Source organism: Streptomyces zingiberis (assembly GCF_012034935.1).
GTDB lineage: Bacteria > Actinomycetota > Actinomycetes > Streptomycetales > Streptomycetaceae > Streptomyces > Streptomyces zingiberis.
Map to the genome: position 1 here is coordinate 429,144 of NZ_JAATEN010000001.1, position 15,792 is coordinate 444,935.

Here is a 15,792-nt window from a genome sequence, read left to right on the forward strand (position 1 = left end):
CCGGACGTACGACGGTGCGACGGCCCGGCGCGGGAGGCGCCGCCCGGGGCGTGCGGAGGGCGCGCGGCCGCCGCCGGGACGCCCCCGGGCGGCCGCCGCGCGGGGAGGGCCGAGGCCGGCCCGGGGATCGCGAGGGGGCCGCACGGCGGCACGACGGGCGCACTTCCGCGCCGGCCCGGGTTCCGCCTCACGCGCTCCCGCCCGCCACCACCTCGCGCGTGAGGTCCGCGAACCATGTCCTCACCGGCGTGCGCCGGGGCCGGGGGAGGCCGGGCCGGTGGCCCCGGGGCCACCGTGGTGGTGAACCGCGGGCCAACTGCCGCCGCCGCAGGGGTTGCGGCCAGTTGTCGCGTACCGCACAACCATTCGACCGGGGCCGGGGTCTCCTGTTGCGCCGTCCGCACCCGCCCCGGAGACCCCGGGGCGGCGGCGGGGCGGCACGGCCTCATCGGACCGGATGCCCCGGCATCCCGCGCGCACAGGAGACCTCTGCATGCCCCAGCACCTCCGTACCGCCCTGGCCGCCACCGTCGCCGCGGCCCTCACCGGGGGCCTCCTCGCCGCCACCGCGACCACCGCGGCGGCCGAAGGCGCCCGCCCCACGGCCGACTTCAACGGCGACGGCTACCGGGACGTCGCCGTCTCCGCCCCCGGCGCCTCCGTGGACGGGCAGCCCGCCGCCGGCCAGGTCGTCGTCCTCTACGGCGGCCCGTCCGGGATCTCCGGGGCGAGGCGGACGGTGCTCAGCCAGGCCAGCCCGGGTGTGCCCGGCGCCCCCGAGGCCGGTGACCGCTGGGGCGGCGACACGGCGGCGGCCGACTTCGACAACGACGGCTACACCGACCTCGCCGTCGGCGCCGCGCTGGAGAAGGTCGGGAACGACGTGGACGGCGGTACCGTCCAGATCATCTGGGGCTCGAAGAACGGCCTCTCCGGCGGCACCACCCTCCCCGACCCGACGCCCAGCGGGCACGACCGCTTCGGCGCCGCCCTGGAGGCCGCCGACTTCGACGGCGACAACCGCGCCGACCTGGCGATCGGCTCCAGCTCCGCCACCATCCAGGTCTACCGCGGCGGCTTCGGCCGGACGGCGGGCACCACCGGCGGCCGGTACACCGTCCGCCCGGCCATCCTCAGCGGCGCCGACACCGGGCCGCTGAACCTGCACTCCGGCGACGTCAACGGCGACGACGTCGCCGACCTCGTCGCCGACGGCTTCGACACCGTGGCCGACGGCGACAACCACTGGAACACCAACTACTACCTGCCCGGCTCGCCCTCCGGCCTGACGGTGAACGGCGCCGCGAAGCTGCCCGCCGGCATCATCACCGACATCGGCGACACCGACAGCGACGGCTACGGCGACATCGTCATCGGCATGAGCTGGGACGCCTCCACCGGCGTCCCCGGGGCCGTCAAGGGCGGCAAGGTCAACGTGATCCACGGCTCCGCCACCGGCCCGAGCGGCAGGCGCGCCGCCTTCACCCAGGACACCCCCGGCGTCCCCGGCGGCGCCGAGGCGAACGACGCCTTCGGCGCCGAGCTCCACCTCGGTGACGTCAACGGTGACGGCAACCTCGACCTCGCCGTCGGCGCCCCCGGCGAGGCGCTGGACGGCTTCGCGGCCACCGGCGCGGTGACGGTCCTCTACGGCGCGGCCGACGGCTCCGGGCTCACCGGCGCCGGCTCCCAGATGCTCCACCAGAACTCGCCCGGCGTGCCGAACGAGAACGAGGAGGGCGACTACTTCGGCTCCGACGTCCACCTCGCCGACCTCGACGGCGACGGCAAGGCCGACCTCACCGTCGGCGCCATGGGCGAGAACGGCGGCAACGGCGCGGTCTACGCGCTGAAGTCCGACGGGAACGTCATCGGCGCGACGGGCGCCGTCTCGGTCTACGTCTCCACGGTGGGCGTGTCCTCCGCCGGCGCCCCGATGTTCGGCTCCAACCTCGCGGGCTGAGCGGGCTGAGCGGGCTGAGCGGGCTGAGGGCTGAGCGGGCCGAGCGGGCTGAGGGCTGAGCGGGCTGAGCGGGCTGAGGGGGTCTGAGGGCTGAGCGGGCCGAGCGGGCCGAGCAGTGGGCCGGCCCGGCCGACGCGGCCGGGCCGCAGGCTCCGCCCGTACCCGGCCGGCCCCCCAGCCCGCTCCACCCCTCCGCCCAGGGGCCCAGGCGCCCCCGGGGCCCGCCCGTGCCTGCCGGGCCCCGGGCCGGTGGGAGGCGCCTCGCCCGGCCCCGTCTCACCCGGACGGCCCACCCTCGCGGGAAGCCGGGCGCCGCCACCCGCACGCTGGTTCCATGTGGTCACGCCGACTGGCCGTGGGGGCCGGGGTGGTGGTCCTGCCGCTGGCTCTGCTGGTGGTGCGGGACACCGTCCACTCCGACCCCCCTGGCCGGCCCGATCCCGCCGTCGTACGCCCGGCGGCGCCCAGACCCGCGATCGTCTCCCGGAAGAGCTGGGACGCGGACGAGGAACTGGTGCGCGAACAGCCGCGGTACACCGGCGTGGTGAGCGCCGTCTTCATACACCACACCGGGCACCCCAACGGCTACGACTGCGCGGACGTCCCCGGGCTGCTGCGCTCGCTTCAGTGGGTGCACGTCAAGAACGAGGGCTGGGACGACATCGGCTACAACTTCGTCGTCGACCGGTGCGGCACCGTCTACGAGGGACGGGCCGGCAGCGTCACCCGCCCGGTGCGGGGCGCGCACACCCAGGGGTTCAACGCGCACAGCGTGGGCATAGCGGCGCTGGGCACCTTCGACGCCGGCAACCCGGTGCCCCCGGCGCTGATCCGGGGCATCGCCGAGGTCGCGGCCTGGCAGCTGCGGCCCGGCGCCGACCCGCGCGGCACCGTACGGCTCACGTCCAGCAACGACGAGAGCCGCTTCCACAAGGGGGACAAGGCGGTCCTCCACGTCATCTCCGGGCACCGCGACAGCTTCCAGACGGACTGCCCGGGGGAGGCCCTGTACGCGAAGCTCCCGGCGATACGGGACGCGACGGCGAAGCTGCGGAAGCGCTGAGCGTGGAGCGGCGTCCCGCGCGTCCCGCGGCTGTTTCCCGGGACACGGCCCGCCGCGTCCCGGTCCCCCTCCCGCCGGGCGCGGCCCGTCTTGCGCCCGGTCCTGGTCCCACCGGATGCGGCCGCCCTCCCCGGGGGTGCAGGAGGGCGGCCGCCGTACGGGGGCCGGCCGCCGGGTGGGCCGATGACCGGCCGGGCCGTGCGGGACGCGCCAGGCCGCCGCCCCGTCTCGCGCCCGGCGAGGAGCCCGGAGGCCGGTGGCCGCACCCGGAATGAGGGGTCGGCCGGGCCGCGGCCGGCCGGCCCCGCCGGGACGCGTGGGTGTCCTGTGAGATGCGCGGAAGCTTCGCATGGTTGTGCGGTTTCGACGGGACGAACGGACCTGGCTTCCCCCTCGCGCCGGAAGATAACCGGCCCCCGGCACATCCGGACGGCTCCTTCCGGAGGAATGAAGGATAAAAGCCCCGTAACGGGCGGGGCGCCGTTCCGAAGGGAACCGCACATGAGGAACTTCCGCAGCGTCACGGCCCTCACGGCGGCGCTGGTACTGGGCGGCGGGGCCCTCGGTCTCTCCGCCCCGTCCGCCGGTTCCGCCCCCGCCGCCCCGGAACGGGCGCAGCGCACCGCCCAGGGCACCGGGCAGCGCACCGCCCAGGGCACCGCCGAGGTCTCCGCCTTCCACGCGATACCGGGAGTCACCGTCGACGTGTACGTGAACGGCAGGGAACTCCTGTCCGACGTGGCGCCCGGCACCCTGACCTCACCGCGGTCCCTCCCCTCGGGCAGCTACGACGTCGAACTCTTCCGGGCCGGCGCGGATCCCGCGGGCACGCCGCTGGTGGAGAAGGGTGTCCGGGTGCGCGCCGGGTCGAACACCACCCTTGTCGCCCACCTCACGGCGGCCGGCGACCCCACGCTGGACTCCTACACCAACGACGTGTCGCGGGTGCCCGCCGGGCAGACCCGCACCACCGTGCGCCACGTCGCCGCCGCGCCGGCGGTGGACGTGAAGGCGGACCGGAAGACGCTGGTCTCAGGGCTGACCAACCCGGGCGAGGCGACCGGCACGCTGCCGGCCGGCACCGCCGAACTGCGGGTCCTGCTCGCCGGCACCGGCCGTACCGTGCTCGGCCCCACCCCGGTCGCCCTGCGGGCCGGCACCAGCACCGTCGTCTACGTCTGGGGCAGTGCCGCCGAGGGGAACCTGGCGCTGAAGACCCAGGTCCTCGGCGGCTGAGCCGGTCCCGGGCGCGCGCGGGCGCGCACCGCGCCCACGCGGGCGCCCCGCGGCGCCGACGGGGACGGTGCCCCTCCCCGGACGGTCACCGTCCCCCACCCGCCGGCCCACCTCACCCGCAGGCACCCAGGTACCCACCCCCCTCCGGGAACCGGAAGGCGCCGAGGCGCACCGGAGACGACCGGGGACCCCGAGCAGAAGAGAGTGAGGCACAGTCATGGCTTCTCGCCGGCCCCGCCTCTGGCGACCGCTCTGCGCGGTGGCGGGCACGACCGCGGTGACGGCCGTCGCCGCCCTGCTCGCCGTCCCGGACGGGCCCGCCCCGGCCGGTACCCCGCCCCCCGATTTCGGTAACCGGCGGTCCGCCGCGCGGACGGTGCCCCAGGAGGGGCCGGGCCCGCGCGACGAGGCCGGCGGCCCGCAGGAGGGGGAGCGGGACGGGCCGCGGGAGGGGCGGAAGACGGCCCCCGGCCCGCGCCCGACCGCTTCGGGCCGCGATTCCGCCGCGGATCCCGGCGCCGCTCCGGACGGAGCCGTACCGCCCGGCGGTGAGCGCTCCGCGTCCCCGGGCCCCGGCTCCACCCCTCCCTCGGAGGACCCCGTGCCCGACGCCCCGCCCGTCCGGGTGCGGATCGGGCGGCTGGGCGTGGACGCGGAGATCCGGCCCGTCGGCGTCGCCCGGGACGGCACCGTCGCCGTCCCGGGCGACGCCCGCGCGGCCGGGTGGTACCGCGACGGCGCGGCCCCGGGCGCCACGGCCGGTTCCGCGCTGCTCATCGGGCATGTGGACGAGCGGTCCGGCCGGCTCGGGCCGCTGGCGGCGCTCCACTCCGTCCGTCCCGGCGACCGCGTCACCGTCCACCGGGACGGCGGCCCGCCGGTCCACTACGCCGTGGCCGCCCGCGAGGTAGTGGAGCGTGGCCGTCTGCCCGGTGAGCTGTTCCGCCGCACGGGGAGCCCGGTGCTGACGATGATCACCTGCACCCTCCCCTACGACCGAGGCGACGGCGGCTACCGGAACAACCTCGTGGTGACCGCCACCCGGGTGAGCGACTGACGTGGCACGGACCATCACGACGGGCCCCTCCCTATCGTCACGTCCGTGACCGGAACCCGCGCGGACGCCGAACTCGCCGAGGGCTTCGCCCGCGGGGACGAGGGGTGCCTCGCGGAGGCGTACCGCCGGTGGGCCGGGCTGGTCCACACCGTCGCCTACCGGACCCTCGGCGACAGCGGCGAGGCGGAGGACGTCACCCAGGAGGTGTTCGTCAGCGCCTGGCGCGGCCGCGTCGGCTACTCACCCGCCAAGGGCTCGCTGCCCGGCTGGCTGCTCGGCATCACCCGGCACCGCGTGGCCGACGCCCTGGACGCCCGTGGCCGGCGGCAGGACAAGATCCGGCGGGCCGCGGCCGGCGCGGCCGTCCGCCCCACCGGGGACGACCCGGGCGACGAGGTCGTGGACAGCGTGCTGGTGCTGGACGAACTCGGCGCCCTTCCCCAGCCCCAGCAGCAGATCCTCCGGCTGGCCTTCTACGACGACCTGACACAGGCGCAGATCGCCGAGCGCCTCGACCTGCCGCTGGGCACCGTGAAGACCCATGTCCGCCGGAGTCTCGGGCGGCTCAGACACCGAATGGAGACGGACGGTTGACGGACCACGCCGATCTGGCCCTGCTGGCCGAACTGGCCCTCCGCGAGGACGGGGACGCCGGGTCCACGGGGTCCACGGGACCCGCTATGGGGTCCGGCCCGCTCGACGGCTGCCCCGACCCCACCGGAGGGGCCCTCGCCGGAACCGGCCTCACCGGAACAACACCCGCCGGGGAGGCGGGGGCGGGCACCACGCCCGGAGGGCCGGAACTCCGCCGCCATCTGGACGACTGCCCGCAGTGCAGCGACACCCTGGTGACCCTGCACCGCATCGTCCGCGCCGCCCGGAGCCTCGATCCGGACGAGACGCCGGCCGCGCCGCCCGAGGCGCTCTGGGAGACCATCGCGGCCGAATTGGCCCTGGAGGGCGCGGAGCGGGGCGAGGCCGCCGTGCTCCGCCGCCTGCTGCGGACGGAACCGCTCGAGCCGGCCCCGCCGCGCTCCGCGTCCGCACCGGCGAACGCCGCCTCCCTGCCCGGCGAGGGAGCTCGCTGAGGGCGCGCACCCGGGCGCCCGGGCACCAGAGCGGTACGGCCGCGGCGCTCGCGCGCTGCCGTCCCGTCCCGGCCCGTCGCGGTGCCCGGACGCGGCACCGGCCCGCCCTCGGCGGAGGACGGGCCGGAGGCCGTGCCGCGGTGTGGCCGTGTTGCTGTGTGGCCGTGAAACCGTACGGAGGCGCGACCAGGTGGACGGGCCACGGTGCGGGCCGTGCCCTCGCCGGTCGGGCCGTCCGGTCATTCCGCCGCCGGGCCCCGTGGGCGGCGCCACCCACGGGGCCCGGCGGTCGCGCTGCCGAACGGTACGGCTCAGGTCCGGCCGGTACCCCCCAAGGTCCGGCCGGCCCCGCGCCGCGCCCCGGCCGGGATCAGCACATCTTGTAGGCCGACTTGCCGGAGCTGTACGAACAGGTGTCCACCTGTGAACCGCCGGCGTTGTAGAGCCGCGCCTTGTCCCCCGTGTTGTTCCAGACGTACCAGCCGCGGCCCCAGTAGACGTGGCCCGCGCTCTTGGTGCCCTTGCCGGTGTGCACCTTGACGGTCTTCCCCGCGCTGATCTTGTACGAGGGGAAGGTGTAGGTGTACCCGGCGTTGTCGCGGATCGTGAAGCCCTTGAGCTGGACGGCGCTGCGTGAGGTGTTGCGGAGCTGGACGTACTCGGCGTTGAGGCTGGTGTTGCCGCCGCGGTCGCTGCCCGGGCTGTCGTAGTAGATCTTGTAGAGCTGGATGGCTCCGGCGGCCTGCGCCTGACCGGGTATCAGCAGTGCGACGGCACAGCCGGCGACGGCGGCCACGGCGGAGAGCCTGGCGGCTCGGGATCGCATCACGAAGGTCCCCCCTTCACATGCCGCGCTTCCTGTCCCGCGCGGCGATGGGAACCACGGTACGGATTGTTCATCCGTAAACCGGCGACGTTACGCAATCGCGACAAAGGATGTGGAAGTAGCACTTTGCCCCGGTGTCGGACATCGCCACCGGAGAGCCGGAGAGCCGGAGAGCCGGGGACCGCTGCGCGGTCGCGGCCGGGGTCGTCGCCGGTCCTGCCGAAGACGATGGAGCCGCCGTGCCGACGGGGAGGTCACGTCGGAGGCGGAGGCGGAGGCGGAGGCGGAGGCGGAAGCGGAGGCGGAAGCGGAGGCGGGACGAGGTGGGCGCGGGAACCGCCTGCCCCGGGGCCGGTCCGGCACCTCGCGGATCCGGCCCGGCCCCCGCCCGGTCACCGGACCGGGCGCGGGCCGTCCTGACCGGGGCCTCCGGACCGGGACCCGTGGCTGATGGCCGGGTCCCGGTCCGGATCGCCGGATCAGTCGCGCTGCGCCTCCGCGGGCAGCTTCCGCAGCTTCATCGTGTCGGCCGTGCTGCTCCCGAACCCGTAGTCCAGCATCTTGGCGGCGTCGTTGTAGCGGTCGGTGCCGTTGAGCACGACGCCGACCAGCGTCTTGTCGCCGCGGGTCGCCGCGAAGACGAGGCACGGCCCGGCGGCGGTGCCCGTGCCGGTCTTGATGCCGACGGCGCCGTTGTACGAGCCCAGCAGCTGGTTGGTGTTGTACCAGGTGTACGTGCGGGTGTTGCCGTTGCTCGCCGTCGCCTTGGCCACCGTCTCCTTGGCCTTCACCACGGTGCGGAACGTCGAGTACTGCATCGAGCTGCGGGCGAGCTTCGCGAGGTCGCGCGGGGTGGAGTAGTGGTCCCCGGCGGTCGAGATGCCGTCGAAGGAGTCGAACTTGGTGTTCGTCATCCCCAGGTCGGTGGCGAGCTTGTTCATCTTGCCGATGAACGACTTCACCCGCGCCGCCCGGGTGGAGCCCGTGCCGAAGGTGTCGGCCAGGGCGTAGGCGGCGTCGCAACCGGAGGGCAGCATCGTCGCGTAGAGCAGCTGCCGGACGGTGACCTGGTCGCCCGTCCGCAGGTCCGCCGTGCTGGCGCCCTCACGGGCCACGTAGTCCCGGTACTCCTGCTGGATGGTGACCTTGCGGTCCAGATCCAGCCCGCTGGTGCCGAGCACCACGCGGACGGTCGCGATCTTCGTGGTGGACGCCATCTGGCGCTTGGTGTCCGCGGTCTTGCTCATCGTGGTCGCGCCGGTGCCACTGTCCATCAGGAACGCGCCCTTGGCGCTCACCGTGGGCGCGGCGGCCTGGTTCACCGGCCGGGACTGGCCGCCGCCCGGGGGGAGGTCGGGCGCCGCGTAGGCGGGCGCGGCGGCGGCCGGCACCGCCAGCGCGGCGGCGGTCGCGACCACCACCGCGGCCCGGCGCCTCCGCGAGGTGCCGGTGGTGCGAGCGCGCCGGACCTTGGCGGGTCTGTCGAGGAAAGTCACCGTCATACGCTCCGAATCAGCCGAGAACGGCGGAGGTGTGGGGAGTGGGAACGGCGGCCGTGGGGGAGTACGGTGCCGTCCTCTCCCAAGACGTTCGGGAGAGCCCAAAGTATGTACGGATCACGGGATGATTTTCGTGGGGGTGTGCCGGAGATCCCGGCACACCGCCTCCATGGCTCCGGCACACCCACCGCGCCGGAGCGGCTCCCGGCGCGACGACCTCCTGGTCCGAACTCCCGCATGAGGCACGGCCGGAGCTCTTCGGCCCCGTCCCGGTCCTCCTCCGCCCCGGTGCGACCGTGCGGTTCCGGTACGGCGCCCGCCCGGCCCCCGCGCGGTGTTCGCCCGCCCGCCGCGCGGTGCCCGCCCGGCCTACGGACCCCCTCCCGGCCCGGGGGGCCACGGCCGCCGACGGGACACACCCCGGTCCGGTCCGGCCTCCGCCCGCGCGTTTCCGTCGGCCCGTCAATCCCCGTCAGCCGCCGTCACCCCGGAGGCACGCCCCCGGATCCCGCCGTGATCAGGCCGCCACCGGCCGCCAGGAGCGGGCCGCGCGGACCGCCGACACCGCGCCCCAGGCGGTGAGCAGCGCCGCCGCGCCCAGAGCGGCCAGGGAGGCCGGGGCCAGGGAGGCGAGGGAGACCACGTCCGGGCGGCCCGCCTGGATCGGGGCCGCGAGCCAGACCGAGGCCAGGGTGCCCACCGCCACCGCGAGCACCCCGGGCAGCAGCAGGGACCACAGGGCGGTCGAGCCGAACACGGTCGCCCGCCCCGCCATCACCCCGACCGGCGCCAGCTCCCGTCCGTGGCGGAGGAACTCGGCGAGCGCGCCCAGGCCGGCCGCGAGGGTGACCGCGAGCATCCCGGTGGCCGCCAGCAGCCGGATCCAGCGGGTGGCCGCCTCCAGCCCGCCGACCCCCGTCAGGTACAGCCCGCCGATGGAGTTCACCTCGGCCTCCGGCCCCAGGTGGCGGTAGGCCAGCCGCTTCACCGTCCCCACCGGCAACGCGTCCGAGGGCCCGGCCGGACCGCCCGGCCCGGCGCCCTCCGTACCCGCCGGGCCGCCCGTACCCGCCGGGCCGCCCGTACCCGCCGGGCCGTCCCCCGCCCCGCGTCCGCCCGCGCTCACCAGCAGCAGGGTCAACGAGGTGGTGTCCGACCCCCGATGGCCCGCCACCGGGCCCTCCCGCACCCGCAGGGAGGCCGCCCCCTCGGTGGCCCCCCAGCTCACGAGCTCCCGCAGCCGGGGGTCGGAGCCGCCTCCGGGCAGCGCCACCGGGTCCGTCCCGCAGGGCGCCCGGAGCGCCGTGAGGGCGGCACAGGAGCCGATCAGCTCCGCGGCCGGATCGCCGTCGCCCGTGGTGCGCACCCGCAGCACCGCGCTCTCCACCCCGTCGGGCAGCGCCCGTTCGAAGGCCGCCAGCCGCTCCTCGCGGGCCGGATAGTCCACGGTGACGGCGCTGCTGCCGATCCGGTCCAGGGTGGCCAGGGCCCGGGCCGGCAGGTCGCCGAAGACCCCGCCCCAGAGCTGGGTCTGCGCCGCCAGGCCCAGCGCCACCGCGAGGGAGGCCACCAGCCGGACCGTCGCCCGGGGGTGGGCCGTCAGCCGCCGCCCCGCGATCAGCGTCCCGCTCGACCCCGCGCGCCTCCCGAGGGCGGTCAGCCACCTGCCCAGCCCGGAGCAGAGGACGCCCACCGCCGCGGGCAGGCAGGCGAAGACGGTGGCGCAGCCGAGCACGTAGAACGGCAGCCGCAGCTCCTGCGGCAGCAGTTCGGTGCCGCGCACGGTCACCAGCAGGGCCGGGGCGAACAGGACCGCGCCGAGGGCGTGCAGGCGCGCCCGCCGCACCGCGGGCCGCGAGCCGCCCCGCTGGGCGCCACCGGCCCGGGGCTGGAGGAGCACGGCAGCGCCGAGCAGCAGGACGGGCGCGGCCGCCAGCGCCGCGGCCAGCCGGGGCAGCGCGCCGAGCGCGTCCGGCCGGTACAGGACGAAGTCCACCCCGGGCAGCGGGAGATCGGTGAGCATCGCCGGGACGAAGGCGAGCGCGCCCAGCGCGGTACCGGCCAGCACGGGGCCGGCGGCCTCCCCCACGGTGAACCAGGCGCGGGCCCGCGCGCCCGCGCCGAGCACGGCGAGCAGCCGGGCCCGCCTGTCCCGCGCCGCCGCGCCGGCACGCACCGCCACCACGGCGAGCAGCGCCGCCGGCAGCAGCACCAGGCCCGCCAGCGCGCCGTGGAACCGGCCGGGCGGCGGCAGGTTGCCGCTCTCGCCGAAGGTCAGCGACCGCGGGCCGCCGAAGCCGGTGGCCCGGAACCACTCCTCGTCCGCCGGATCGGTGACCTCCACCGGCGGGCGCGCGTAGGCCAGCAGCTCCGTCGGGGCCTCCAGCCCCTCCGGGCCGATGGCCCCGGCGAGCCGCCCGTAGCGCGTCGACACCCCCTCGCCGGCGCCGGCCGCCGCGAGCGCGGGGGAGAGGAACGCCTCCCCGGGCCGGGGCCAGCGGTCCAGCCCGGGCGGCGGTGGTGCGTCCGCCCGCAGCGGGACCAGCGAGACCACGGTGTAGGAGGTGGTGCCCACCAGATCGGTCCGCAACGCGGCGAGCAGCGCGGCCGGTTCCCGGCCCTCCACCGGCGCGATGCCCCGGTTCTCGCCGCGTTGCGCGCGCCCCTCGAAGGACGACTGCGCCACGGCCAGGGCGCCCAGCCCCACGGCGAGCAGCAGCGCCGCGCAGGTCAGCAACGTGGCCCGGACCCGTCCCGCCTCGGCCGCCGCGCCCGCCGCCCGGCCGACGCGCAGCAGCGGCCGCACCGCGCTCACGCGGGCACCTCGGCCACCAGGCGGCCGCCGGACAGCCGCACCGTCCGGTCGGCGCGCGCCGCGACGGCCGGATCGTGGGTGACGACGAGCAGCCCGCAGCCCGTCCGGGCGGGGAGACCGAAGAGCAGCTCGCAGACGGCGTCCCGGTTGGTCTCGTCGAGCGCCCCGGTCGGCTCGTCGGCCAGCAACAGCGACGGCCGGTTGACCAGCGCGCGGGCCACGGCCGTCCGCTGCCGCTCGCCGCCGGACAGCTCGGCCGTCGGGACCCGCGCCGCCACGCCCAGCCGGGAGAGCAACTCCCCGGCGCGGGCGAACGCCTCCGCCCGGCCCACACCCGCCAGCAGCGCGGCCACGGCGACGTTCTCCACGGGCGTCAGCTCCGGCAGCAACTCCCCGAACTGGAACACCGCGCCGACATGGGCCCGCCGGTGGCGCGCCAGCCGGCGCGGGCGCAGGCGCGTCACGTCCACGCCCGCGACCCGTACCGTTCCCGCGGCGGGGCGGACCAGGCCGAGGACGCACATCAGGAGGGTGCTCTTGCCGCTGCCGCTGGCACCGGTCACCGCGACGGACTCCCCGGCGCGCACGGTGAGTTCCGCCTCGTCGAGCAGGACACGGCCGGGCACCTCGGCACGCAGGCCCCGGAGGTCGAGGATCGGCGCGCCGGGACCGGACTCGCCGGACGGCGCGGGGGAGGGGCCGGGCAGCGGCCGCTGAAGCTCGGTCATGGTTCCTCGTCGGTGGGCCGGCGGTGGGGAACGGACGGTGGAGCGGTGCGGTGGTGGGTGGCGGCCTGGTGGCGGCGTGGGGCCGGGGTGGCGTGGTGGCGGGCGGTCGGTGGTGCGGGGTTCGTGGTGGCGCGCCGCGAGTCGTGGGAGCCGGGGCCGGCCTCGCGGAGAGCCGGAGACGGAAGGCACGGAGCACCGGGGGGAACCCGGGAACCCGGCCGTCCGGCGGACCCGGCTGCCGTCCGGCGGACCGGGCTGCCGTCCGGTGGACCCCGGCGGCGAACCGGTGACGGGACGGGGCGGCCGGTGCGGGGGCTCGGTCACCGGGGAATCCGGGAACCCGGCAGGGGGCCGGGCCGTCCGGAGCGGGGACCGGGCGGGCAGGCGCCGGTCCGCCGCGGGCCTCAGTTCTTCCAGCCGCTGCAGTCGTCGGGCCAGTTGTTCTTGTGGTGGCAGACCTGAAGGGTGAAGATCCGGGAGCCGGAGCCGCTGGTGATGTGGCTCGCGTGATCCCGCTTGATCCACAGGTTGCGCACGGAGCTCGGGGTGGACTTGCGTTTGTACTGGGCCTTGCCGATGGCGCCGTTGTTGTGCGCCTTGTGCAGCCGGACCCGCTTGTGGTGGTCGATGGTCCTGGCCGAGAACTCGTCGACGGACGCCGAGATGGCGAGCGCCGGGGAGGCCGCGGTCAGGAACAGCACGGTCACGGCCGCCGCGGCGAGCCGCCTGCCGCGCCGTTCGCGGGAAGCCATGGGCAACGCAACTCCTCTCTGGTGGTCAGCTGATCTGCTGATCTGTGCTCCCCCGGTGATCCGCCGGGGACGGAAACGGCCGGGAGCCCGGCGGTCCCAACCATCCTCACCAGACCGAAGGCAAGACCCCCATCCCCCGTTCAGGGGGTTTCTCCCGCAGGCCCGTTGACCCGTGTGACCAGCGGAACGCCCCACCCGCACCACCGGCCCCGCCGTTCCCGGTGGCCTCGACCGGGACGGCGGACACCCACGGCCGGGACCGCCCGGTGTGGGCGGCCCCGGCCGTGGGTGTCCGGTCCGGTGACCCGGGCCCGGCGGCGCGGGTGGGCTCAGGGGGCGGTGCGCGGCGTGGCCGCCCCGACCTCGTGCAGGTGGATGAGGATGTCGTGGGCCCCGCCGAGGGCGATGTCCTGCTCCGGAACCGGCCAGCCGGCGCCGATGTTGCGGGTCGGGCGCGGCTCGTTCAGCCAGGAGCGGCCCGCGGCGGAGAGGGCGCGGACGTCGAGGAAGTAGTCGCGGGGACCGGCCTTCCCGGACCCGTCGGCCTGCTCGCCGGGCTTCCCGGGCCTGCCCACCTGGCCGGCCCGGCCCACCTGGTCCAGCAGGTGCTCGTTGCTGCCGGGCGCCGCGGCGCCGATCGTGACGGTCCGCTCCCCGCTCCCGGGCCCCTCCTCGGCGGAGAAGGCGCGGAACGAGCCCTGGTTGAAGGTGAAGCCCAGGCTGACGTAGCGCTTGCCCAGCGTGTCCCGGAGGAAGGCGCCCTGGGTCTTCGGGTAGCTGGTGTCGAAACTGTCGTAGGCGACGTGGGTGTTGTGCGCGGAGAGGAGGATCCTGTCGCCGGTGGTCCGCTGCCACCAGGCCACGTTCTCGGCCATGACCCGGTCCCGGTTCTTCATCATCGCCGCGATCCCGGCGGGGTCCGTGAGGTCGAAGGCGTAGCCCCGGTACGTCTGGTCGATGGCGCGGGCCTGCTGCACGGCCCACCGGTGCGCGCCGCGGTCGGCGCCGGGGCGTACGGACTGCCGGCTCAGCAGTTCCAGGGCGCGCCCGGTGCGCTCCGCGTGTTCCTTCCGTTCGGCCAGGGGCGTGTCCGGGAACCGCGCCAGGGTGTCCCCCACCGGGCCCGTGGGCCGCAGACCGCGGTAGAGCTCGGTGAAGCGCGGCAGCAACCGCGGGTGGGCGCGCTCCACGTACGCGATGACCTCGTCGAACAGTGCGGGGCCGGCGTAGGCCATGTCGTCGCCGACGACGCGTACCGGGTCCTTCGGGTGGCTGCGGTTGTACGCCCGCATCCAGGTGAAGAGGTCGTGGTACTCCTTCTTGTTCCAGATGGAGTACGTCTCCTGGAACTCCTCGTCCATGATCTTCCCCAGTTCGCCCTCGCCGCGTGTCACGTACGCGTCGAGCCGGAGCCCCGTCGACCAGGACGCCTCCAGCGCGAAGGCGCGGAACCCCTGCTCCGCGACGAGGTACCGGAAGACCCGGTGCTTCATCGTGAAGAAGTCCCGCGAACCGTGGGTGGCCTCGCCGAGCCCGACGACCGTGCTGCCCTGGACCATGCGGCCCAGCGGGCGGAGGTCGGCGGTGCTCCCCCGCGGCTCGGTGGTGCGCAACGGATGCGCGCCGTTCCGGAAGGAGCGCAGGGCCCGTTCGTCCCCGTCCGTGGCGGACCGGGCGGACCCGCCCTGGGCGACGGGGACCGCGGTGCCTCCGGGGGCTCCGGCGTTCCCGGTGGCCCCGGTGCCGGAGACGGCCGTCGAGACCGCCGCCCGGGCCGTGGCGAGGGTCGCCGAGTGTTCGAGGGGGAGGGCCGCGGTGAGGGCGCCGGCCGAGACGAGAAGGGCGGCGGAGAGGGCGGCGATGCGTCGTGAGGTCATGCCCTCAGATTCCTGCGCGCCACCGGGGCCCCACCAACCGCCGGACACCCGTTGCGGGGGTGTACCTGGCACCACCCCGGCGGGGTGGCGGGCACCCCGGACCCGTGGGACACCGGGCCGCGCGGCACCGCGGCCGGTGGCCGTGGCGGCACGGCCCAGGGGGCGTGCGGGAGGCGTGACGGGGCGCGGGAAACGGCAGTGCGCCGCCACCCCGGCGACCGTAGGGTGATCGTCCCGCAGCCACCCGGACCGGAGGAACCGCCCATGTCCACACCCCCGTTCATGAGCACGCGTGAGGTGGTGGGGGAACTGCTCCGCCGCATCGGCGAGGGCGACCCCGAGCGCGTCGCCGAGTTGTACGCCGACCCCTGCGACTGGCGGCTGGACTGGCCGGAGGCCGAACACGGCCGCGCCGCGACCCCGTGGATACGGCACCGTTCCACCCGCGCGGATGTGGCGGACCACTTCCGCGAACTCGCCGGACACCACGTCCCCGAGGCGGCGGGCACGGAGATCGAGCGAATCTTCGTGGACGGGAGCGACGCGATCGTGCTCGGTGAGATCCGCCAGACGGCCCGCCCCACCGGCCGCGCCTACCGGGCCCGTTTCGCCCTGCGGCTGACGGTCGAGGGGGGTCTCGTCACCCGGCACCACGTCTACGAGGACAGCCTCGCCGTCGCCCAGGCGTTCGAGCCGGAGGGGCCGGCCGGGGGCTCCTGAACCGGTCCCGCCGGAGGTTGCCACCCGGCTCGCCGGCGGGTGGGTCGGCCGGCCGGGGGCGGGCGTCCGTCCTGCGGTCCGGGGCCGGCCCGCCCCGGCCGGCCCGGAGCCCCCGTCCCGGCCCCACGGTGCCGACAGCGGCCCGCCCCCGGCGGCACCCGTGGCGGG

The 15,792-nt window shown here is 76.3% G+C and carries 13 protein-coding genes; 7 read left to right on the forward strand and 6 right to left on the reverse strand.

The features are described from left to right. Positions 1 to 493: 493 nt before the first annotated feature. From HCK00_RS01855 to HCK00_RS01880, 6 genes are all read left to right on the forward strand, one after another. Positions 494 to 1,963: an FG-GAP-like repeat-containing protein gene (locus HCK00_RS01855; protein ID WP_168099917.1), complete on the forward strand. Its 1,470-nt coding sequence runs from the start codon at positions 494 to 496 to the stop codon at positions 1,961 to 1,963. Between the two features lie 334 nt (positions 1,964 to 2,297). Next, positions 2,298 to 3,026: a peptidoglycan recognition protein family protein gene (locus HCK00_RS01860; RefSeq protein WP_168099918.1), complete on the forward strand. Its 729-nt coding sequence runs from the start codon at positions 2,298 to 2,300 to the stop codon at positions 3,024 to 3,026. A 501-nt stretch (positions 3,027 to 3,527) separates the two neighbouring features. Then, complete coding sequence (locus HCK00_RS01865; RefSeq protein ID WP_168099919.1) at positions 3,528 to 4,262, forward strand: DUF4397 domain-containing protein; 735 nt, start codon at positions 3,528 to 3,530, stop codon at positions 4,260 to 4,262. A 217-nt stretch (positions 4,263 to 4,479) separates the two neighbouring features. Beyond that, on the forward strand, positions 4,480 to 5,319 hold the full coding sequence (locus HCK00_RS01870) for a class F sortase (RefSeq protein WP_168099920.1): 840 nt from the start codon (positions 4,480 to 4,482) through the stop codon (positions 5,317 to 5,319). 45 nt (positions 5,320 to 5,364) lie between these two features. Then, a complete protein-coding gene (locus tag HCK00_RS01875; protein ID WP_311765097.1) occupies positions 5,365 to 5,913 on the forward strand; it encodes a sigma-70 family RNA polymerase sigma factor in 549 nt (182 codons plus the stop codon). Beyond that, entirely contained in the window at positions 5,910 to 6,407 is a 498-nt protein-coding gene (locus HCK00_RS01880; RefSeq protein ID WP_168099921.1) for a hypothetical protein, read from the forward strand. The genes HCK00_RS01875 and HCK00_RS01880 overlap by 4 nt, the downstream gene beginning before the upstream one ends. 370 nt (positions 6,408 to 6,777) lie before the next feature. On the opposite strand, the gene HCK00_RS01885 is transcribed toward HCK00_RS01880, so the two are convergent. From HCK00_RS01885 to HCK00_RS01910, 6 genes are all read right to left on the reverse strand, one after another. Next, positions 6,778 to 7,233: a lamin tail domain-containing protein gene (locus tag HCK00_RS01885; protein WP_168100024.1), complete on the reverse strand. Its 456-nt coding sequence runs from the start codon at positions 7,231 to 7,233 to the stop codon at positions 6,778 to 6,780. Positions 7,234 to 7,712: 479 nt separating this feature from the next. Next, positions 7,713 to 8,735: a D-alanyl-D-alanine carboxypeptidase family protein gene (locus HCK00_RS01890; protein ID WP_168099922.1), complete on the reverse strand. Its 1,023-nt coding sequence runs from the start codon at positions 8,733 to 8,735 to the stop codon at positions 7,713 to 7,715. Positions 8,736 to 9,249: 514 nt separating this feature from the next. Further along, positions 9,250 to 11,547, reverse strand: a complete 2,298-nt coding sequence (locus tag HCK00_RS01895; protein WP_168099923.1) for a hypothetical protein — start codon at positions 11,545 to 11,547, stop codon at positions 9,250 to 9,252. Next, positions 11,544 to 12,275: an ABC transporter ATP-binding protein gene (locus tag HCK00_RS01900; protein WP_168099924.1), complete on the reverse strand. Its 732-nt coding sequence runs from the start codon at positions 12,273 to 12,275 to the stop codon at positions 11,544 to 11,546. Before HCK00_RS01900 ends, HCK00_RS01895 begins: the two co-directional genes overlap by 4 nt. A gap of 404 nt (positions 12,276 to 12,679) precedes the next feature. Beyond that, positions 12,680 to 13,027, reverse strand: coding sequence for a hypothetical protein (locus HCK00_RS01905; protein WP_168099925.1), 348 nt, complete (start codon positions 13,025 to 13,027; stop codon positions 12,680 to 12,682). Between the two features lie 329 nt (positions 13,028 to 13,356). Next, the gene (locus HCK00_RS01910; RefSeq protein ID WP_168099926.1) at positions 13,357 to 14,904 is read right to left on the reverse strand and encodes an erythromycin esterase family protein; all 1,548 of its coding nucleotides are present in this window, start codon (positions 14,902 to 14,904) and stop codon (positions 13,357 to 13,359) included. A 264-nt stretch (positions 14,905 to 15,168) separates the two neighbouring features. On the opposite strand from HCK00_RS01910, the gene HCK00_RS01915 reads away from it, so the two are divergent. Further along, a complete protein-coding gene (locus tag HCK00_RS01915; RefSeq protein ID WP_168099927.1) occupies positions 15,169 to 15,624 on the forward strand; it encodes a nuclear transport factor 2 family protein in 456 nt (151 codons plus the stop codon). The last annotated feature ends 168 nt before the right edge of the window (positions 15,625 to 15,792 follow it).